At 45.7% G+C, this 19,816-nt stretch carries 18 protein-coding genes and 1 other annotated feature; of the genes, 12 read left to right on the top strand and 6 right to left on the bottom strand.

Translation table 11 applies throughout. The annotated features are described in order from the left end of the window. Positions 1 to 44: 44 nt before the first annotated feature. Positions 45 to 1,844 (top strand): M3 family oligoendopeptidase, encoded by a 1,800-nt coding sequence (locus tag ACDJ58_RS24945; RefSeq protein ID WP_413373520.1) that lies wholly within the window; start codon positions 45 to 47, stop codon positions 1,842 to 1,844. Positions 1,845 to 2,116: 272 nt separating this feature from the next. Then, positions 2,117 to 2,530: an O-methyltransferase gene (locus ACDJ58_RS24940; RefSeq protein ID WP_413373518.1), complete on the top strand. Its 414-nt coding sequence runs from the start codon at positions 2,117 to 2,119 to the stop codon at positions 2,528 to 2,530. A gap of 81 nt (positions 2,531 to 2,611) precedes the next feature. Here the strand turns inward: ACDJ58_RS24940 and ACDJ58_RS24935 are convergent, their stop codons facing one another. Together ACDJ58_RS24935 and ACDJ58_RS24930 are read right to left on the bottom strand one after the other, a co-directional pair. After that, positions 2,612 to 2,845 carry an alpha/beta-type small acid-soluble spore protein gene (locus ACDJ58_RS24935; RefSeq protein ID WP_017692382.1) on the bottom strand — a complete coding sequence of 78 codons (234 nt, stop codon included), beginning with the start codon at positions 2,843 to 2,845 and terminating at the stop codon, positions 2,612 to 2,614. A gap of 202 nt (positions 2,846 to 3,047) precedes the next feature. Then, complete coding sequence (locus ACDJ58_RS24930; RefSeq protein ID WP_413373516.1) at positions 3,048 to 4,022, bottom strand: aldose 1-epimerase; 975 nt, start codon at positions 4,020 to 4,022, stop codon at positions 3,048 to 3,050. A gap of 249 nt (positions 4,023 to 4,271) precedes the next feature. Further along, positions 4,272 to 4,538, top strand: a binding site (T-box leader). Positions 4,539 to 4,602: 64 nt separating this feature from the next. Between ACDJ58_RS24930 and trpS the strand changes: the two genes are divergently transcribed. Beyond that, complete coding sequence (trpS, locus tag ACDJ58_RS24925; protein WP_413373514.1) at positions 4,603 to 5,595, top strand: tryptophan--tRNA ligase; 993 nt, start codon at positions 4,603 to 4,605, stop codon at positions 5,593 to 5,595. A 105-nt stretch (positions 5,596 to 5,700) separates the two neighbouring features. Here trpS and ACDJ58_RS24920 read toward each other — a convergent pair whose 3' ends face one another. After that, positions 5,701 to 5,898, bottom strand: a complete 198-nt coding sequence (locus ACDJ58_RS24920; protein WP_413373512.1) for a hypothetical protein — start codon at positions 5,896 to 5,898, stop codon at positions 5,701 to 5,703. A gap of 120 nt (positions 5,899 to 6,018) precedes the next feature. Between ACDJ58_RS24920 and ACDJ58_RS24915 the strand changes: the two genes are divergently transcribed. Further along, positions 6,019 to 6,237, top strand: coding sequence for an alpha/beta-type small acid-soluble spore protein (locus tag ACDJ58_RS24915; protein ID WP_017692386.1), 219 nt, complete (start codon positions 6,019 to 6,021; stop codon positions 6,235 to 6,237). Between the two features lie 105 nt (positions 6,238 to 6,342). Here the strand turns inward: ACDJ58_RS24915 and ACDJ58_RS24910 are convergent, their stop codons facing one another. Beyond that, the gene (locus ACDJ58_RS24910; RefSeq protein WP_413373510.1) at positions 6,343 to 7,323 is read right to left on the bottom strand and encodes a metal-dependent hydrolase; all 981 of its coding nucleotides are present in this window, start codon (positions 7,321 to 7,323) and stop codon (positions 6,343 to 6,345) included. Positions 7,324 to 7,576: 253 nt separating this feature from the next. Here ACDJ58_RS24910 and cyoE point away from each other — a divergent pair, with 253 nt between their 5' ends. Next, positions 7,577 to 8,506: a heme o synthase gene (gene cyoE / locus ACDJ58_RS24905; RefSeq protein WP_413373508.1), complete on the top strand. Its 930-nt coding sequence runs from the start codon at positions 7,577 to 7,579 to the stop codon at positions 8,504 to 8,506. 231 nt (positions 8,507 to 8,737) lie between these two features. Next, positions 8,738 to 9,349 (top strand): SCO family protein, encoded by a 612-nt coding sequence (locus ACDJ58_RS24900; protein ID WP_413379825.1) that lies wholly within the window; start codon positions 8,738 to 8,740, stop codon positions 9,347 to 9,349. An 80-nt stretch (positions 9,350 to 9,429) separates the two neighbouring features. On the opposite strand, the gene ACDJ58_RS24895 is transcribed toward ACDJ58_RS24900, so the two are convergent. Then, positions 9,430 to 9,777, bottom strand: a complete 348-nt coding sequence (locus tag ACDJ58_RS24895; RefSeq protein ID WP_024631255.1) for a toprim domain-containing protein — start codon at positions 9,775 to 9,777, stop codon at positions 9,430 to 9,432. A 505-nt stretch (positions 9,778 to 10,282) separates the two neighbouring features. Beyond that, on the bottom strand, positions 10,283 to 11,458 hold the full coding sequence (locus ACDJ58_RS24890) for an MFS transporter (protein ID WP_413373506.1): 1,176 nt from the start codon (positions 11,456 to 11,458) through the stop codon (positions 10,283 to 10,285). 217 nt (positions 11,459 to 11,675) lie between these two features. On the opposite strand from ACDJ58_RS24890, the gene ACDJ58_RS24885 reads away from it, so the two are divergent. From ACDJ58_RS24885 to ACDJ58_RS24860, 6 genes are all read left to right on the top strand, one after another. Further along, positions 11,676 to 12,131 (top strand): ATPase, encoded by a 456-nt coding sequence (locus ACDJ58_RS24885; protein WP_413373504.1) that lies wholly within the window; start codon positions 11,676 to 11,678, stop codon positions 12,129 to 12,131. 69 nt (positions 12,132 to 12,200) lie between these two features. Further along, positions 12,201 to 13,298 (top strand): transglutaminase domain-containing protein, encoded by a 1,098-nt coding sequence (locus tag ACDJ58_RS24880; protein WP_413379823.1) that lies wholly within the window; start codon positions 12,201 to 12,203, stop codon positions 13,296 to 13,298. A gap of 105 nt (positions 13,299 to 13,403) precedes the next feature. Then, complete coding sequence (locus tag ACDJ58_RS24875) at positions 13,404 to 15,428, top strand: peptidoglycan D,D-transpeptidase FtsI family protein (RefSeq protein ID WP_413373502.1); 2,025 nt, start codon at positions 13,404 to 13,406, stop codon at positions 15,426 to 15,428. A gap of 366 nt (positions 15,429 to 15,794) precedes the next feature. Beyond that, complete coding sequence (locus ACDJ58_RS24870) at positions 15,795 to 17,774, top strand: peptidoglycan D,D-transpeptidase FtsI family protein (protein ID WP_413373500.1); 1,980 nt, start codon at positions 15,795 to 15,797, stop codon at positions 17,772 to 17,774. A gap of 272 nt (positions 17,775 to 18,046) precedes the next feature. Beyond that, positions 18,047 to 18,961, top strand: coding sequence for a metal ABC transporter solute-binding protein, Zn/Mn family (locus ACDJ58_RS24865; RefSeq protein WP_413379821.1), 915 nt, complete (start codon positions 18,047 to 18,049; stop codon positions 18,959 to 18,961). Positions 18,962 to 18,992: 31 nt separating this feature from the next. Next, positions 18,993 to 19,814, top strand: coding sequence for a metal ABC transporter ATP-binding protein (locus ACDJ58_RS24860; protein ID WP_413373499.1), 822 nt, complete (start codon positions 18,993 to 18,995; stop codon positions 19,812 to 19,814). Positions 19,815 to 19,816: the final 2 nt, after the last annotated feature.

The following is a 19,816-nucleotide window of genomic DNA, read 5'->3' as shown; positions in this document are numbered from 1 at the left end:
TCAAGGTTAATTATCCATTCTACTGAGAGAGGTGCCTTATTTAAATGAAAACACCATTACAACCCGTCTGGGATCTGGAGTCCATCTTTAGTGGAGGTTCTGCCTCCGAGTCGTTCGCTGCGTATTTGATTGAGCTGGAGCAGGATGTACGCAAGCTGCAAGCCCTTTTGAAAGAAACATCTGCACCCAAGTCGTTGGAAGAAACGAATGCGTTTGATCCGATCCTGGCATTGCTTCAGAGCTGTTATATCCGAATTTCGGAAGGGTCGGCATTTGTGTCCTGTCTTTCTTCACAAAACCAAAAGGATAAAAAGGCAGTTCAGCTTCAGGGAACCATAAGTTCTCTTAGCGCGATGTTCAACAGCACCAAGTCCCAATTCGATAATACGCTTAGCCAGACGACAGACTCTGTATGGGAAGCATGGATTGCCCGGGAGGATATTCGGCCGCTTGCCTTTGCATTGAACGAGAGCCGCACGCAAGCTCGTGAGAAACTGTCTCCTGAGCTTGAAGGCCTTGCGCTTGATTTGGGCGTGGATGGTTACCATGGCTGGGGCAAATTCTATAACACCATTGTGAGCAAGGTTAACATTCCATTTGAGCAAAATGGTGAAACGGTTATGCTGTCCGCAGGCCAGGCTTCCAACAAGCTGAGCGACAGTGACCGGAATGTGCGCGAGACTGTATTCGCCAATTGGGAACAAGCTTGGACCGATGTCGAAGACTTCTGTGCAGATACATTAAACCATCTGGCAGGCTTCCGTCTCAAATTGTATGAGAAGCGCGGCTGGGATGATATTCTCAAGGAACCTTTGGCGATCAATCGGATGTCGCGTCAGACGCTCGATACAATGTGGAACGTAATTAACGGTGCCAAACCTGCATTGGTTCGATATTTGGAGCGCAAGGCAAAACTGCTTGGTGTGGAAAAACTCAGCTGGAGTGACGTGGATGCACCTGTAGGCAAGTCGGGTGGAAAAGTCACATATGACGAGGCAGCCATCAATATTGTTGATCAATTCGCCAAGTTCAGTCCCAAACTTTCCAAATTTGCAGAGATGGCGTTTGAGAAACGTTGGATCGAAGCAGAGGACCGTCCTGGCAAGCGTCCAGGGGGATTCTGTACGTCATTGCCGCTCAGCAAAGCAACACGTATTTTCATGACCTTCTCTGGAACGCCGTCGAATGTGTCGACACTTGCCCATGAACTTGGTCACGGATATCATCAGCACATTATGGAAGAACTGCCGGCCTTGAATCAACGCTACGCCATGAATGTGGCGGAAACGGCATCTACCTTTGCTGAGTTGATTGTAGCCGATGCACTGGTTCAAGCAGCAACGGATGAGCAAGAGAAGCTTGCTCTGCTCGAAGACAAGATTCAACGAAGCGTTGCATTTTTCATGAATATTCACGCTCGTTTCCTGTTCGAAAATCGGTTCTATGAGCAACGCAAACAAGGTTTGGTGAATGCAGATGAGTTGTCCAAACTGATGGTGGAAGCACAGCAAGAAGCGTTCTGTGGTGCGCTTGCATCCGATCATCCGCATTTCTGGGCATCCAAGCTGCATTTCTATCTGACAGGTGTACCATTCTACAACTTCCCGTATACGTTCGGATATATGTTCAGTGCAGGCATATACGCCAGAGCGCAGGAGGAAGGCACGGCATTTGCCGATAAATACGATGACTTGCTGCGAGATACGGGCCGAATGACGGTAGAAGAACTGGCTCAGAAACATCTGGGTACAGATCTCACACAACCTGATTTCTGGCAAAATGCAGCGAACCTGGTCATTGCCGATATTGATCAATTTCTTGAGATGACAGAATCCGCAAAATAGTATTCCTATATATGTAATGGGGCTGCAATCCTGTGTAAATACACACGGGGTTGCGGCCTTTTTTGTGTTTTTTAAAGTTAAGCTCCCGCTAAATAATTTGTCGCAATTAAGAGAAATAACTCGCTAAAAGGACGCAAAATGGCAATTAATTGTGCAAATTATAGTTATAATTACCCAAGTTTGTTTGTCTTTGTTGAATGACCACATTTGTTGTCATATAATGAGTCGTAAGTCCTTGTTTTGAAGGATGAAGTGCATAAAGGAGGAGCGTTATGGTAAAAATTGACCAGCTTTCATTAGCACGACAGTTGGATCTGGTGTTCAAAGAGCTTGATCATGAATTATCAGGGTTAGATTCAGGTGTAGTTTTTGTGCAAATACGAAATAATGTAATTGGAAAGTTTGGGATTCGACATAATCCGATAACCGGACGTGACGGTCAAATGGAAGTGGAGGACGGTGGACTAAACGAAACCCAGCGCTCTTCTTTCCGCGCAATGGCACTGGAGACTTTGAAATTTAAGCGAAATTGGACGCATGGAGAAATTGCATTTGATTTTACAGTAAGACAAGGCATGATTCTAGTTGATGCCACGATGGAGTCCAACTATAATATGGCGAACCTGATGATTCGTTATCCAAGAACCAATACATACATGGATTCAGGCATGGAGTCGTCTTCATAATTGTGATGAGCACACAGGAAAGCGGCACTTCCGAGGAAGGCCGCTTTTTTGTTCTTGCATATACGAGCACAAATTACGAGCTTACGAACGACCCGATAATTGCTGCTCAGCGATTTGTACCAGACGTTTAGTGATGTAACCACCCAGAGAACCTGTCTCACGGGAAGTGTAGTTACCGTAGTAACCGTCTTGGGGAATAGTTACACCCAGCTCTTGTGCAGCTTCAATTTTCAATTGTTGCAATGCTGCTGTTGCTTGGGGAACAACCAGATTGTTGGAGCGGCTTCCGCTACCTTGGTTTTGACCTCCGTACATGTGTGTCACCTCCTTATGGCTTGGTGATGTTAGTATGGTTAGAGAATGAGGAAATATGCATGATATGGCATAAGGTATAATTTGGATAAAAGAGATGAGATATAACATGGAAAAAGCCGATCCAGTATGGATCGGCTACGAAGAATAAAAGGGAAATATAGGGGCTATGTCCCATAGAAGGCCCCTGAGAGTGCAAGAGTTACTACTCGGTTGGGGGAACAATCTCAATACGTGTAAATAGCTCAACTGGCTGTTCAGGTTCCAGACGAATCAGTCCCGTTTGCTCGTCTGTTAATTTCAAATTGGGTGCATCAGGGAGCCATGTGTAGGGTTCAATGCATAGAAATTGATCGGATTCGCCCTTTGTAAAGAGGACCCAATGTTTGAAATATGCTTCATCCGCTGAATATTTCAGCGTATATCCATCCTGCCTGCGCAAGTGAGCTACCGCTGGTTGCCCTTCGGCAGCTTTCAAAATAGTATCCCAGTTTCGTCCTTGCATGTTCATGCCATCGTTCAAAGAAGACCATTCTCCGAGAGATTCAATCTCACCTGTAGGCAGTTGTTCTTCATTCTGAGCGTAAATTCCGGACACAGGAAGTTGAAGTGTCCATTCGGCAGGTTTGCCGTCAAGCAGAAACCATGTATGATATCCCATTCCAAAAGGAGCAGGAGTAGAGCTCAGATTGGTCACACGCAGACGCTGGCTTAACACCGCGTTTTGTAGTCTGAACGTCATCTCAAGCTTCAAAGGAATTGGAAATTGAGCCATCCAATGCTCTTCATTTTCAGTTAATAATTCCGTTGTAATTGCACAGCCATCTTCATCTTCTTCGATGTCGCTGACACACCAGGACTGGCTGCGGTGGAGGCCGTGAATATGGTTGTCATTGGCCGTATTCTGATCGAATTGGTAATGAACTCCCTCATATTCGAATTGTCCTCGATGAATGCGGCCTGGCGGAACAAGAAGCGGAACGCCGAAGTGATACGGCTTCTGCAAATAAAAGGCAAGTTCGTCTTCTTCCGGACTGCGAACGACATCGCGGCCCTGCACCAGATCGCGAATCGAAATAATATTATTTCCAAGACGCGGCAGCAGGGTAATCTCCAATTCACGGCTATGTAGGATATACGTGTCGTAACCATTCCATTGGCCTTTGGTCACTTTTTTCATATCGATGCTCCTTTTCCCACTTGAAATCTGTCTGCAAACGACCATTCCTATATGCCGTTGCAGGCGTGTCATTGTGTACATGCCACTTATCCCATTAGCATACCGAATGAATGCTGGTAATTAGGATAAGCAATTCCATCATAACAGATTTCTGTGAAGTGGGTAAAAAAAGCTATTCCCATTTTGACATTCTGCTCCGTGCGGATTAAGATGGTATTCTGAACGAAGTGTTTTATTTAATGAATTATAATCAAAGCGATGACAGGGACAAGTAAGCCAAGAGAACTCTCTTCAGAAAGCCGATGGATGATGTGAATCGGTGTGAACTCTTTACCGAATGGACCTTTGAGTGCTGGTTTGAACAGGCGATGTCTGGAGCTTGGACTACCCTTAGTAGAATCGGACGTATACTCCACGTTACGGAGAAATGAAGGCATTTCTTCTACATGATCTAATCAGGTCTTGAGGATTGGAGAAATGCGAATAAGGGTGGCACCACGGTCTCACGTCCCTTGCGGATGTGGGGCCTTTTTGCGTTCGCGGAGAATAGGAACAAACAAATAGGGAGGCGTTATGTGAAATGAAAACAGTACTTTCGGGAATTCAGCCGAGTGGCAAGCTCACATTGGGCAACTACATCGGAGCAATTAAAAACTTTGTGAAATTGCAGCATGACTATCAATGTCACTTCATGGTGGTTGATCTTCACGCTGTAACGGTAGCTCAAGAGCCAGCAGCGCTGCGTGAGCAGTCTGAGGCGGTAGCTGCATTGTTCATCGCAGCTGGAATCGATCCTACGAAATCCAATGTGTTTCTGCAATCCCATGTACCGCAGCACGCGGAATTGGGCTGGTTGATGACCACCCTGACTTCGATGGGTGAGCTCGAACGCATGACTCAGTTCAAGGACAAATCATCCGGTAAAGATTCTGTTGGCGCCGGACTGTTTGTATATCCTTCATTAATGGCTGCTGATATTTTGCTGTATAATGCTGATCTTGTGCCAGTAGGCGAAGACCAAAAGCAGCATCTGGAACTGACACGCGATTTGGCGGGACGTTTTAACCATCGTTATGGTGAGTATTTCACGATTCCAGACCCTTATATTCCACAGGTGGGTGCTCGTGTAATGTCACTGGACGATGCTTCTTCCAAAATGAGCAAAAGTAATCCCAATGCAGGCAGCTACATCGCCTTGCTTGATCCGCCAGATGTGATCCGCAAAAAAATTAGCCGTGCCACAACCGATTCTGGTCGTGAAGTTGTATATGATCCGGCAAACAAACCTGAAGTCAGCAACCTGATGAGTATCTACGCTGAATGCGCAGGTCTGACATTGAACGAAGTAGCGGAACGCTATGAAGGCAAAATGTATGGACCGTTCAAAAAAGAACTGGCTGAAGTGGTGGTATCCGTTATTGAACCTTTACAGGAACGGTATCGTGAGATTCGCGAGTCTGGCGAATTGGCCGACATTCTGGAAACTTCAGCTCGTCGCGCAGAAGCGGTGGCTTCCCTGACACTTAATGCGGTTAAAGAACGCATGGGGTTTGTTCCTAGACGTACGTTGTAGTAGGACGAGGCAAGTAACTTAAAGTAAATGAATTGTTCACATAATAAAGAGGAGCCCTATTGGGGCTCCTCTTTATTATCGTACTATCCTATGAAGTTTACTGGGTCAAGAGGCGGTTTCTGAAGTGGTACGTCCTTCATGACGCTCTTTCTTTGCGCGAATAACGAATCCCCAGCCGATGTTGGCAACGGACACGATAAACAGCAGCGTAGCCAACCAGCCGGAGTAAGAGATCATAATCGCCGTAACCGCTAACAACATAATCGAAGAGAATGCAAACCATAGCGATAAACCTTTGCTCATTGGGAAAAACCTCCATATAGAAATTTGATGAAATTCCGTATAACCTGATGCGCACGAGCCATAATAATCTTGCAAGCTTGCAATTACATTACAGACACAGATTGAAGGGAGATTTTAAATATGGCTCAAGGATCTCGTTCTAACAACTTGGTGGTACCTCAAGCAAATTCAGCACTGCAACAATTGAAAATCGAAGCTGCACAGGAACTGGGTGTAACTATCCCACAAGACGGTTACTACGGTAACTACACTTCCCGTGAGACAGGATCTCTGGGCGGGTATATCACCAAACGTCTGGTACAAATCGCTGAGCAGTCTCTGGCTGGGTCTGGCAAATAATTATTATAACCAAACAGCAACAAGCAGAAGCCCGGAGCGGAAACGCTCCGGGCTTTCTCGCGCATTCGTTCCTATGTCTGATTGTGCCCTTCCATGCACCTTTCGTCAAGAGCGTGCGGATAAAAGTTTTTTATCCATTTTCTCGTCACTTAACCAGCCGACATACGTATCAATCGTTTCGAAATTTCGATCCATAACGACTACAGCGACAAATGGATATTGTTTGCGGTGTCGATAACGTACATCTGCCCAGCGAACCTTGTATCCTGCTGGTAATTCTTCCACCTCTGCAACAGCATAGGAGGTGAAGTACAGAAACGCAGTGACTTCAGGAGAGTTGCGTGAGGCGGCGACAGCCGCGTGAGTGGACGATGAAGCATGGAGATTCCAGGTTAAGACGGAATGATCCATTTTGCCAATCTCATAACTGCCGTCTTCATATCTTTTCACCACATGCCATCGGTTCCAGGATATCGTTGGGATGACCATGTAATGAGCCTCAGAATTATTTTTGTCGAGTCGCTTCACCTGTCTAACAGCCATAGCACGTGCTATTGTCCGCCATACATAATACAAGCCAATCAAAATATACAGTGAAACAAAGAGTGGAGCAGGAGCAATCAGATCGAAAGCCCATAACAAAATGGCCAGCACATGTGTGGTAAACAGAAACGGATCAAAAATATGAATGATGTTCCAGGCAATCCAGCGTTCAGTAAAAGGCCGTGCTGCCTGAGTTCCATAGGTATTGAACAAATCGGTAAAAACGTGAACGCATACAGCGACAGCAGTCCAAGCTGCGACGTGTCCAACAGCGACACCCGGGAAGATCAGTGCAATGACACCGGTGATGAGCAGAACCCATAACAGGAGAAATGGCAGTGAATGAGACATACCCCGGTGATTCCGAATGTAGAGCGAGTTGCTTTTGAGACGTAACGCAGTGTCGATGTCAGGAGCCTGCGAGCCTGCAATGGTGCCAACCATGACCGCAGCTGCGAGCATGGGACTCGTCGCGACAACAGGATCGACATAAGCCAGACCGGCCAAACCAATCCCCATGACAAAATGTGTAGAAGTATCCATAAACGTCTCCTTTGTGTGGTGTATCGTTAATGCGAGTTGCTTCTCTATCTAGGTGATACCCATATATAGTGTATATTATCCGCCTACCGGGAAGCAAAACACTCTAATTTGCAAAGAAATGACAAGAACCTGCTCAATTGACAGCAATTGTACGAGCATTGTCAAACTCTTTTTCCTTTTCCTGTGATAAACTTTATATCGGAGGCAGAGAGAGAAACCTCCATGAGATCAAGAAGAAGGGGGATTCACAAGCGTGGACAATCCATTGAGATACCAGGCTTCTTCCGATTCGGCAACACGATCTGCGCCTCCGATGAAATCAGGGACGTGGAAAGATTTTATCCATATTACGAAACCGGGCATTCTTCGAACCAACCTTATTGCGGTTTTTGGTGGCTTTTGGCTTGCATCCCAGTGGGACGTCGACTATGGCAAGATGGTGCTGACCCTGCTTGGGACGGTACTGATTATGGCTTCTTCTTGTGTATTTAACAATTACTTTGACCGTGAACTTGATCTCAAAATGGAACGTACCCGCAATAGGTCCTTGCCAACAGGACGTTTAACACCCAAAGTCGTTCTATCCTATGCCATTATTTTGGGTGTGATTGGATTATCCGTACTATTTTCCTTCTCCGGGGTACTTGCCGGATTATGCGGCATTTTTGGCATGTTTGTCTATGTGTTTATGTACACCCTTTGGTTAAAACGTTCGTCGACATGGAGCACCTCCATTGGCGGTCTGTCTGGTGCAATGCCGCCAGTCATCGGGTATGTTGCAGTAACCGGACGGATGGATCTTGGTGCATGGCTGCTTCTGGCCATGTTGTTTTTATGGCAGCCTCCACACTTCTGGGCGCTCGCGATCCGCAGGGTAGAAGATTATCGGGCTGGTGGATTTCCGCTATTACCGGTTGTAAAGGGTATTGAACGGACCAAGATTCAGATGATCCCTTATCTGGTTTTGCAAATCTTTGTCCCAGTCCTCATGTACGCTTACGGATACGCAGGCATCTTTTATCTTACCGTTTCACTGATACTTTCCGTGCTGTGGCTGTACTACGCTCTTAAAGGTTTCCGTGTACAAAATACAGATGCCTGGGCCAAAAAGGTATTCCTTTACTCCATTAACTATCTATCCTTGAGTTTTATATTGATGATTCTGGATACAGTGCACAAATGAGCAGAATGAAATGCTTTAATAAACATTAGATGGGCACGGGTCCGCGGAACAGCTACAATAACAAGGGGGCCCATTGTCGGTTGGGTTCTTGGTATACATATGCATCAAAGTGGTATGGGAATGAGGAAATGGCATTAAAAACACGATCCAGAGTCCGTGAATTTTATAGAGAACCGTTACAGCTTTATGTATGCGTATTCATATGATCTGATATAGGAAAGGACGATAATGATGCTGAAAAAGTATAAATGGACATGGATGCTGCTAGGGCTTGCGCTGATTATGGCGGTATATTTAATGTGGGGCACCGTATTTGCCAGCAAGGAAAAATTACCCGAAATTCGGAAGATTCAATCCTTTTCGATGGAAAATGTGGATGGAAGCACAGTATCTCTGGATGATACCAAAGGCAAGGTGCGTTTGTTCTACTTTTATTTCACCAGTTGTCCGGATGTGTGCCCAATTACGACGTTTACGTTATCCCAGGTGCAGGATCTGTTGAAAGAGGACGATACCTTTGGCAAGGATGTCTCATTTGTGTCCATCTCGTTTGATCCGAAAGTGGATACCAAGGAGAAGATTAAGGAATTTGCAGATCGATTCCACGCGGATTATGAAGGCTGGTACTTCCTGCGGGGGGATATGGATCAAACGAAACAGCTCGCAAGGGATTCATTCCAGATCCTCATTGAGGGTGAGAACAAGGACGATTTTGCCCATATGAACATGATTGGATTGGTGGATCGGAATAACCAGTTGCGCAAGGTATACAATGCGTTTAATACAGAGGATGTTGCACCAGCAGTCATTGCGGAAGACATTCGCAATCTGATCAAGGAATAAAGATGCGTTCATTATAATCGCCAAATAAAGAGGCTGCTTCCTGGGTTGAATGAATACCCTGGCGAGCAGCCTCTTACGGTTTAAAACGATGGGAATTCAGGATATTGGATATACGATTCCAATCCGGCTTTCTCCAGCTGGGCGATGATGTATTCATCGGGAGTTCCCTCTACACCCGCATAACCGCGTCGTGTATACATCTGTACTGCATCCGGGAAGGCATCTCGCAGCACACCCCTGATTTTTTTACCCGAACTGTCATTATCCATAAATAAGTAGACCTCATCGTAACCAACCTGTTTGCGCAGCGACTCAAGCTTGAGAGAATTCAGTGTTCCAAACGTGCACAAAATGTTGATTTCAGGTCCTACAAGACGTTTTAGTTTGCTGCGGTCGTTTTTACCTTCCACAATGACATGAATAGGCATCATATTCACCTCTTGATCAAGAGCTTGTGTCGACATTCCCCGGGAAATGTTGCAGCGAAAATCGACTGGATTATATAAAATGGACTTCTAATTTTTACACGGCGACTACGCTGACAGAAACATCTTCGATCTCTAACTTCTTTTCCACATTCTGAACTGAATCTCTAAGCATCAGTGGCCGTTCCGTTTACGGATCGTTCTTTCGATCGCTGTTGCCTCCAAATGTTTTGAATTTATTTTTGAAAGGTATAACATCTGGAGTCAAAGGCGAACGCTACCGCTTCTTCAGAATCGATTCCGTCCCCTCCACTACTTCCGCTGATCGTCCATTCCTAATGAGGATATTTAAGAAGAAATCTTGAAGATGAAGAAGTCACCTCGTTTGTGTGTAAAACATCAGTCCATTTTATATAGTTTAGCTGTAAATGGGGGAATGATGCAAAGCTAAGAAAAATACAAGCCTTTCTATTGTCAAAGGGTTTGGATATAGATCATCTTGATACGGTTAACCCAGTATGCTTTTAGGATCAGATAGGGAAGCTTCGCGTCTGGCTGTGAAATAAGGGAGCAGCATAATACCGATCATTAATAATACAAAGCCAATGAAATATGGTGATAGACCCACGCGAAGCTGTCCTGCTGTGATTGGGCCGATGAAAGAACCAATGGAGGTAGCAATAGATTGCAAAGAGAAGATGCGACCCAGCTTGTTTCCGCCGCTTAAATGAATAAACAGTGTTGCCATGGCAGGGAAAATAATGCCTTTGGACATCCCCAGAACGAAGAGCACGGAAGACAAAGGAATCTGTGGTATCGCCGCCATAGCAAAGAAACATAAAGACATTAGCAGCACTCCTGCAATCAACCGCAGTTTGGGAGAATAACGGTTGAGAAATAGCATGCTCAGGGTAAATAGTGCTCCAATACTGATAATGGAAAACAAAAGTCCGGTAGACATCATGGACGAATGTCCGCCTCCACGCAGAGGCAGTTCAAAAAAAAGAATTCCTTGGGCACAAGCAATGACAAGGGGCAGAGCAAAGTATCGCCAGGATACGGGCAGGAATTTTCTTTTTTCTTCAACCAGGTTGCTTGGCATGGCGGGCTCGGTCATTACTTCTTGCTGAACTTCAGCCAAGCCTTTGGGCATGGATAACCATGCGATAACGCCGGACAGAATGAGCAGATAACCGAGACTCGCAAAGGTGGCGGAAAATCCTAAAGCTCCGACGATTAATGCGCCTGCGGCGGGGGAAACCACGGATGCCAGCGTATGTACGACGCCATGGCCTGACATGTACTTGCCTTGCTTGATTGGATCACTTGACAGTTGCGCAAGCAGTGCGAGACAGGCCGGAGACAGAAAAGCAAGTACAAACCCGCTGATGGAGCGCAGGGCGAGCAGCTGCCATGGTGTATGGATTTGCGCCTGGATAAGCAAAATGATGCCTGCACCCAGCAAACTGAATACAATGTAACGACGACTGCCATGTTTGTCGATTTGGGTTCCGGCAATCAGATTGCCTGGGAGATGAGTCAAGGAATAGATGCCCATCATCCAGCCGATGAAGGTCGGGGCCGCCCCGAGCGAGATAGCGAAAGGGGTCAAGATTGGATACTGTGCGTGCAGATCAAAAACAGCAAGGAACAAAAATAGATATAGCCAGATGGCCGTTTTCACATAAGCCCCTCCTTGTTAAGCGATGCATGTTCAATAACTGGTCATGCCGTGTTCCCCGTTCCTTTGGACAGAACCTCATGGTACTACTTGTACGCCCGGCGGGACGAACTTAGACCGTTTATTTTTACATAGGAGGGCTTAGCTGACAGCAGCTTCGGAAATCATGTATAATATTCGGGAAGTGTTAATAATCAACTCTAATACGGAAGGTGTAGTCATGAACATAGAAGTAATCAAAGAGTTTGTGATGCAGAACTGGCTGGTGATCGTGGTTGCGTTGATCATTTTGTTCTTTGTTCTGAATGTGGTCAAAACCGTATTGAAATGGGCGATTGCCATCATCATTATTGCGGCTCTACTGATATACAGCGGCATCTCCATTGATCAGATCAAAGAGACAGTTACTGACGTCCAATCGAGTACGATGGACACATTGAAGAAGGAAGCGACCAGCATGATGCTCAAGGAAGCTTCCAAAGCAACATACACCAAGGGACAGGATGGAGCATTTACCATCACAAGTCCCAATGTGGAGATTAAGGGTAGAACGAATTCGGATAAAGTCGATGTTACATTTCGGGGGATCTCAGTGGGTGAATGGAAAGTCGACAATGAAACGATACGAACTTTTGTCAAACAGGCACAGGAGAACGGAACAGCACCGGCTTCGTAGTAAAGGAGGAATGGATACGTGCTGCAAAGTTGGCTGGATAGTCTGAAAGAATTCAACGGCATAACGATTATGCTGCTGCTGATTGTGGCCGCTTCATTGCTTCAGGGGTGGTCCAGAGGTGCTTCGCGTTCGGCAGGAAGACTCTTTGGATTCCTCATGGATGGCATTATGGCGGTCATTGGTATTCTGTTATCCATCGGTTTAACATTATGGCTTGCGCCATATGTTCAGCAATGGTTGTCTGTGCATGCTGCAGACATGCCAAATCGTGAATTGAACCGCTGGGAGCAGATGTATTATACATTGATTACGGCCATTGCCGATTTTCCGCTGATGCGGTTTGCCGTGTTGTTTGTGCTTAGTTATGGCTTCATCCGATTGATTCTCGGATTGCTCTCTTCCTTTATTTTCAGCAGAAGATACAGTTCAGCAGAGCAAGAGAGCAGACCAAAAGGATTTTTCAGCCGCTTTACGGGTGCTGTGATCGGTACAGTCATTGGCTCAGTCCGTGGGATGATTGTGATTGCTGTGTTGTTCATGATTGTCAGTCTCTATCCGGGCAGCATGTTTAGTCGCTATGTAGAGGCTTCGCCCATTTATATGCAGGGGGCCAAATCTGTTATAGAGCCTTTATCAGGTACATTCATCAAGGACAAGCTGCCTGTGTTTACTCAAGCAGTGCAAAAGGAACTTGGCGCGATTCTGCAACGCAAATATGAAGTCATTGATCATAACATTCCGGCGGATATTGAATCTGCGGCAAAAGAAATTGTGAAAGGGCACACGACAGATGAAGCCAAAGCCAGGGCATTATATGACTGGGTAGGTTCTCGCATTCAATATGACTATGGTAAAGTGGATGACTATGAGCAAAAGGGCATATGGCACGAGCAGACGCCACAAAATACATTTGATACACGTGAAGGCGTATGTATCGATTACGCTCGTCTATATGCAGTCATGGCTCGTTCACAGGGTCTGGAAGTCAAAGTGGTTACAGGTCTTGGTTATAACGGGCAGGGTGGATATGGTCCGCATGCTTGGAATGAAATATATTTGAGTGATTCGGAAAGTTGGATTCCGCTTGACCCCACTTGGGCGATTAGTGGCGATTGGTTCAATCCTCCTAACTTTGCCGATACCCATCTGAAAGATCAATCAGCTTAACATTACGCCGGACATGGGTCTGGGAGATGACGACGTTGCCAGGTTATCATGCCGAGGCTGTACAGCCTGGACGGTATGCATCAAGTCATGAAAGAGGTAGGATGAATGAAAAATCATTCAAAAGAGAAGGACGAACATACGGACAAGCGGCGCTTCAGTTACCGGATGAACGTATTTTTCTTCGCTTCCTTTGTTATTTTTAGCGTTATTATTGTACGGCTGGCATTTTTGCAATTCGTGGAAGGGCCTGAGCTCAGTCAGGAGGAAGCGAGCAACATTACCAAAGATGTGCCGCTCGCTCCCGTGAGAGGAACCATCTATGATTCCACAGGTGAGGTGAAGCTGGCTTACTCCAAGCCGATTCAATCCTTGTATCTGACCTTATACAAAAATTATGGTGATGTGGATGGCAAGCCAAATCCGAATATAGCGGAAGTGGAGGACATCGCAACCCGGCTGCATGATGTTTTTGAGCAGTATAAGAAAAAGGATTCCGAGGCCCTTACGGTCGATAACATCTTAGAAGCAATGGACCTCAATTCGCGTAAAGCGAATGGGTTCATGCCACGTCTGATCAAGAGTGATCTGTCCGATGAGGAAGTAGCCTATTTTCTGCAGCACAAGGATGAATTCAAGGGAATTCAGATTGTAGAGGAAAGTGTGCGCTACTATGATCCGGATACGGTAGCCGTTCAGACGATTGGTTATCTCAAAAAGTTCAAAAGCTCTAAAACACTCAATAAATACAAAGAGGTCGATGAGGCCAATAAAAAGCAAACGGACCCAGGTCTTGTATATACCGAGAATGAGTTTGTTGGCTTCGATGGACTGGAACTGCAATATCAGGATGTTCTGCGGGGGAAAAGCGGTTATAACTCCGTTGATGTTGACTTGCGGAACTTGCCTGAAGGTGTAGCAGGTTCAACCCCACCCGAAAAAGGGTATGACCTAATTACAACCATTAACAAAAATGTTCAGGTGAAGACAGAACAGGCGATTCTGGATCAACTAAGCTGGCTTCATTCACATCCGGTTTCTGGTAAGCTGCATCCGAATGCCAAAACAGGTTTTGCGGTAGCGATGGAAGTGGATACAGGGAAGATTGTTTCGATTGCCAGTATGCCAGATTATGACACGAATATCTGGAGAACGGGTAGTATTAGCAACGATCAATATGATGACATCAAGTATGTATACCAAAATGGTACAATTCGTTCGTTCCCGCCCGACGATTCTAAAAAACGAGCTGAATCTATCGTATTACTTGGTTCAACGATTAAACCGCTTAGTGTATTGATCGGTTTGAAAGAAGGATTTTTCACCACAAATACGGTTTATTCAGACAGAGGTTCAACGACTTTCGGTGGAGATAACCGCAGAGTCCAGAACTCATCAGGACATGTGTATGGTTCGTTAACACCCCATGATGCAATTCGACATTCCTCAAACGTGTTCATGATTGACGAGATTGGCAAGAAGCTTTACTCCCAATATGGTGCAGAGGGAATCAATGTTTGGGATAAATACATGAAGCAGTTCGGTTTGGGTGTATCTACTGGGGTTGATCTGCCGAATGAATTCTTGGGTATTCGGGATTATATGAACACCGATGAAAGTTCACTAACTCGACTTGTTTACGGTTCCTTTGGACAACAAGGGAAATATACAACGATGCAGCTGGCACAGTATGCTACGATGCTAGCGAATAAAGGAAAACGTATGGAACCACAATTAGTCAGTGAGTTCCGTGATTCGCAAGGCAATGTGGTTGAGAAAATGAAACCGAAAGTGCTCAGCACAGTCGATTTTAATGATGCTTACTGGAATGAAGTACAGCGAGGCATGGCAACCGAAGTAACGGCGTTTAGTGGATTCCCTTATGACTTTGCAAGAAAAACAGGTACATCCACACAGTTAGTCGGAGGCAAGTTGGTGGATAACGGGGTGTTTATTGCTTACGCTCCACGCAACAATCCGAAGCTGGCTGTAGCTGTGGTCATTCCGGAAGGGGGCTTCGGTTCGAACAGTGCGGCTCCCGTAGCACGTGCGATCTTCGATGCGTATGATGAGGAGTTTGGTCTGGACGGTGTACCGAAAAAAGATAAAAATAAAGAATCAGATACGCAGTAATGTGAGTCTTTGATTCAAAGAGGGGACCCTTTCGAGGGTCCTTTTTACGTTTGTCAGGACTGAGAGGCCACTTTCCCACAAGCTGCTGCAAATCAGTATGTAACAAACATCGTTTATGACACGTTTATATAAGAGAATGAAAATTTATTTCAAGAGTAAAGAGATTAACGATATGTCTGTATTGACATCGTTTCGAAAGAATCGGCATATGTCTCTCCTGTTTACGAAAATGTAACCAAAATCTGGAGGACATGGCAGTTGACCTTTGATAGACTTGTAGAAGGAAAGGTATGTTATTTGAACCGATTGATGCAATATGCGTGATAGATGAATCTACTTTTACATAAGAACGGAGAGGCTTATCCCATGTTTAACCGATTGAGGAAAAAGAAAATGTCCAATGAAGATACACCAGTCAACAACAAGCCGTCTAGTGTAAGAATGAATATGTTTTTTTTCGCTGCGTTTGTGATATTCAGTATCCTAATTTTTAGGTTGGCCTTTGTACAATTTGTCGAGGGACCTGAACTGACCTATATGGAAACCAGCCGTAATACCAAAGATATTCCGCTCGCCCCTGTTCGTGGGCCAATCTACGATGCGACAGGGGAAGTTGCGCTGGCTTATTCGGAACCTGTGCAGTCCCTCTATGTATTGTTGTATGAGGATTATAGAAATGATGACCGCAAGCAGGAGGCGCAGGGACTTGCTGATGAACTGGCGGCTGTGTTTAAACAGTTTAATCCGGGTGACAAAGAACAACCAGATGCAGAAGAGATCATGAAGCGACTGGATCTGGATTATCAGAAGACTTTTGGGTATGTACCAAGGTTGGTTAAATCCGATTTAACAACCAAAGAGATTGCCTATTTTATGGAGAAAAAAGCAGAGTTTCCAGGCGTTATGGTTCTTGAGGAAAATGTCCGAAGGTACGACCCAGATGGGGTAGCCGTTCAAGTGATTGGATATACAAGAGAATTCAAACGGGCGCCGGATACACTTAAAAAGTATAAAGCCATTCGGGAATCAGCAAGTACCCAGCGTGACCCGGGTCTTATTTATCACGAAGAAGAGAAGGTAGGCTTTGACGGCTTGGAGCTGCAATATCAAGAAGAACTTCGTGGACGAAGTGGCTACCAGTCCATTGATATTGATGCACGAAATTTGCCGGACGGGACGATGAATCTGACTCCACCTGAAAAGGGATACGGGCTTGTAACAACGATCAACAAGGAAATTCAGATGGTTGCACAACAAGCTATTACAGATGAATTAAGGAAGTTGCCTAAAGCTATAACGGGATACGCGGTAGCCATGGAAGTGGATACAGGCAATGTAGTGGCTATGGCGAGTATGCCGGACTATGATCCGAATGATTGGGATTATGAGAAGATCAAGTATGTATTCCGCAACGGAACCACGGAGTCGTTCCCTCCTAATGAATCAGGTAAAAAGGCCGAGTCCGTTATTTTGTTGGGTTCCGTTATTAAGCCTCTTAGTGTACTAATTGGGTTGAAAGAAGGTCTGTTCAGTACAGGGCAAACCTATTATGACCAAGGCTATGCTACATTAGGCAAAGATGGAAGAAAGGTTAGGAATTCACACTCGGCATTTAACGGCTCTATTACGGCGAGAAGAGCGATTGAGAAATCTTCTAATGCTTTTATGATCGATATGGTGGGTAAGGGTCTCTATAACAAATATGGGGCGACCAAGGGTGTAAAAGTGTGGGACGAACATATGAAAGAGTTCGGTTTAGGCGTGTCTACAGGAGTTGATCTTCCGAAAGAGTATCTGGGTACTCTGGAATATAATAGTGATAATAATGAATCAGGTTTGACACGTCTCGCTTTTGCCTCATTTGGTCAGCAAGGTAAATATACAACGCTTCAACTTGCACAATATACGACAATGCTTGCCAATAAAGGCAAACGGATCGAACCTCATTTGGTGAAGGAAATCCGTGATGCAGATGGCAATGTAGTCAAGAAAATCAAACCAAAAGTGTTAAACGAGGTTGATTTTGCGGATGCATACTGGAATGAAGTGCACAAGGGTATGGTCACCAAAGTAAGTTCGTTTGAAGGTTTCCCCTACGATTATGCGAGAAAAACAGGAACCTCGGAGCAGGGAACAGGGCCGAACAAAAAGGAAAACGGAGTATTTATCGCATTTGCACCCCGGGATAATCCGAAGCTGGCTATAGCGGTTGTTGTACCCGAAGGTGGGTTTGGCTCGGTCAGTGCATCTCCAATTGCACGTAAAATTTTCGATGCCTACGATGAAGTGTATGGCCTCGATGGGACTCCAAAAGGGAAGAAAGATCAGGGGAAAGATACAGATTAACGTGAAGCAGCGCAAAAGAAATAGGATAGATAAGCGAAAAAGACAAACAGGCTAATTAAATCGCCAATATACTCATTTGGACAGGCAGGGGAAATTATCCCTTGCCTTTTTATTTTGCATCGGCTAAAATTTGCACAAGGGAAACATTATTAGTCTTGTATAAATTTTAATACCTTGTACAACAAAATTAGATGGGGACAATTATTTTAGTGTAGGGAAAGGGGCGGTTTGAATTGTTGATGGTGAAGATGAGGAGCATTCAGAGAGGGTTGATGACACTGGCAGCTGTTGTTCTGGTTATCGTGCTAACAGCATGCTCAAGTGCAGCGGAAACAGGAGGCAGTGAAGGGAAGGTACGGGTCACAGCCACAACAGGCATGATTGCGGATGTAGCGCGTGAAGTCGGCGGGGCATATGTTGATGTGACCGGGCTGATGGGCCCAGGTGTAGATCCTCACTTGTACAAGGCTTCGCAGGGAGATATTCGGAAGCTGGAGCAAGCGAAGGTCATTTTCTACAACGGGCTGCATCTTGAAGGAAAAATGACAGACATCTTGGAGAAAATGTCCAAGAGCAAAATAGTAACAGCTGTCACGGAGAACATTCCGGTGGATGAATTGCGATCAGGAAAAGATACAGGCGGAACGGAATACGATCCACACGTCTGGTTTGATGTCAGCCACTGGATGCATGCCGCAGAGGCTGTGCGCGATACACTCGTGGAAGCAGACCCGGAACATGCAGAAGAGTACAAGGCCCAGGCTGAGCAGTATCTAACGAAACTGGAGGCATTGGATTCTGAGGTGCGGGAAAAAATCCAGGAGATACCGGAAGCCAGCCGGGTATTGGTTACGGCGCATGATGCCTTTGGATACTTCGGCCAAGCTTATGACATGAAAGTAATGGGGCTTCAAGGAATCAGTACAGCAGCAGAGTATGGTGCAAGGGATGTCAGTGAGTTGCGAGATTACCTTGTGGACAACAATATCAAAGCGGTATTTGTAGAATCCAGCGTACCAGCAAAAGCGATGGAAGCGATTATTGCTGGGGCGGCTGAAAAAGGACATACCGTAAGCATTGGTGGTGAACTGTTCTCGGATGCGATGGGTGCTGAGGGAACAGAAGAAGGAACGTATATCGGCATGATCCGCCATAACACTCAGACGATTGTAGAAGCATTAAAATGATAAACGATATGAAGAGAGGAGTGGACAGAGCATGAACGATACAATTTTATCCGAAAAATCTCAACCACAACTAAATGCTAACCATCTGAAGGGAACACAGCCTACATCAACTCCTCTTAGTGTTCGGGACCTGGCGGTGGCTTACCATAAAAAGCCGGTGCTCAGTGGGGTGTCTTTTGACATCCCGGAAGGTCAGCTGATTGGCATTCTTGGTCCCAATGGGGCAGGGAAATCAACCTTGATCAAAGCCGTTCTGGGACTAGTGCCTAAAATGCACGGTGAAGTGAAAATTTTTGGTCAGTCCTACCGAGAACAGCGGCGCCGTATCGGTTACGTACCTCAGCGTGAATCTGTTGATTGGGATTTCCCAACCCACGCCCTCGATGTTGTCATGATGGGGCGTTATGGACATCTGGGCTGGTTCCGCCGTCCTGGCAAAAAAGAACGGGATCTGGCAGCTCACTGCCTGGAGCAAGTGGGCATGGGTGATTATATGTACCGTCAGATCAGTCAGTTGTCCGGAGGGCAACAGCAGCGTGTCTTTCTGGCAAGAGCACTGGTACAGGATGCCGACTTGTATTTCATGGATGAGCCGTTTGCAGGTGTGGACGCCACAACGGAGAAAGCTATCATTTCACTGTTGGAACAGCTAAAGAAGCAAGGGAAGACCGTACTGGTTGTTCACCATGATCTGGCGACAGTAGAGGAATATTTCGACCACGTGCTGTTGCTTAATGGACGGCTGGTTGCAGGTGGACCGACGAATGAAGTATTTGTACCGGATACTTTGCAAGAGACGTACGGAGGCCGGATAGCGATGATCGGAAGCCGGTCGGAGAAAGGCCAGGTGTAGTG

Source organism: Paenibacillus taichungensis (genome assembly GCF_047302525.1).
GTDB classification, from domain to species: domain Bacteria; phylum Bacillota; class Bacilli; order Paenibacillales; family Paenibacillaceae; genus Paenibacillus; species Paenibacillus taichungensis_B.
This window is presented reverse-complemented; position numbering and strand designations above follow the sequence as displayed.

Excerpts from the sequence above, each read along its gene's own strand:
- ACDJ58_RS24945 (WP_413373520.1), top strand. The coding sequence starts at position 45 with ATGAAAACACCATTACAACCCGTCTGGGATCTGGAGTCCATCTTTAGT.
- ACDJ58_RS24940 (WP_413373518.1), top strand. The coding sequence starts at position 2,117 with ATGGTAAAAATTGACCAGCTTTCATTAGCACGACAGTTGGATCTGGTG.
- ACDJ58_RS24935 (WP_017692382.1), bottom strand. The coding sequence starts at position 2,845 with ATGTACGGAGGTCAAAACCAAGGTAGCGGAAGCCGCTCCAACAATCTG.
- ACDJ58_RS24930 (WP_413373516.1), bottom strand. The coding sequence starts at position 4,022 with ATGAAAAAAGTGACCAAAGGCCAATGGAATGGTTACGACACGTATATC.
- trpS (WP_413373514.1), top strand. The coding sequence starts at position 4,603 with ATGAAAACAGTACTTTCGGGAATTCAGCCGAGTGGCAAGCTCACATTG.
- ACDJ58_RS24920 (WP_413373512.1), bottom strand. The coding sequence starts at position 5,898 with ATGAGCAAAGGTTTATCGCTATGGTTTGCATTCTCTTCGATTATGTTG.
- ACDJ58_RS24915 (WP_017692386.1), top strand. The coding sequence starts at position 6,019 with ATGGCTCAAGGATCTCGTTCTAACAACTTGGTGGTACCTCAAGCAAAT.
- ACDJ58_RS24910 (WP_413373510.1), bottom strand. The coding sequence starts at position 7,323 with ATGGATACTTCTACACATTTTGTCATGGGGATTGGTTTGGCCGGTCTG.
- ACDJ58_RS24900 (WP_413379825.1), top strand. The coding sequence starts at position 8,738 with ATGCTGAAAAAGTATAAATGGACATGGATGCTGCTAGGGCTTGCGCTG.
- ACDJ58_RS24895 (WP_024631255.1), bottom strand. The coding sequence starts at position 9,777 with ATGCCTATTCATGTCATTGTGGAAGGTAAAAACGACCGCAGCAAACTA.
- ACDJ58_RS24885 (WP_413373504.1), top strand. The coding sequence starts at position 11,676 with ATGAACATAGAAGTAATCAAAGAGTTTGTGATGCAGAACTGGCTGGTG.
- ACDJ58_RS24880 (WP_413379823.1), top strand. The coding sequence starts at position 12,201 with ATGCTGCTGCTGATTGTGGCCGCTTCATTGCTTCAGGGGTGGTCCAGA.
- ACDJ58_RS24875 (WP_413373502.1), top strand. The coding sequence starts at position 13,404 with ATGAAAAATCATTCAAAAGAGAAGGACGAACATACGGACAAGCGGCGC.
- ACDJ58_RS24870 (WP_413373500.1), top strand. The coding sequence starts at position 15,795 with ATGTTTAACCGATTGAGGAAAAAGAAAATGTCCAATGAAGATACACCA.
- ACDJ58_RS24865 (WP_413379821.1), top strand. The coding sequence starts at position 18,047 with ATGACACTGGCAGCTGTTGTTCTGGTTATCGTGCTAACAGCATGCTCA.
- ACDJ58_RS24860 (WP_413373499.1), top strand. The coding sequence starts at position 18,993 with ATGAACGATACAATTTTATCCGAAAAATCTCAACCACAACTAAATGCT.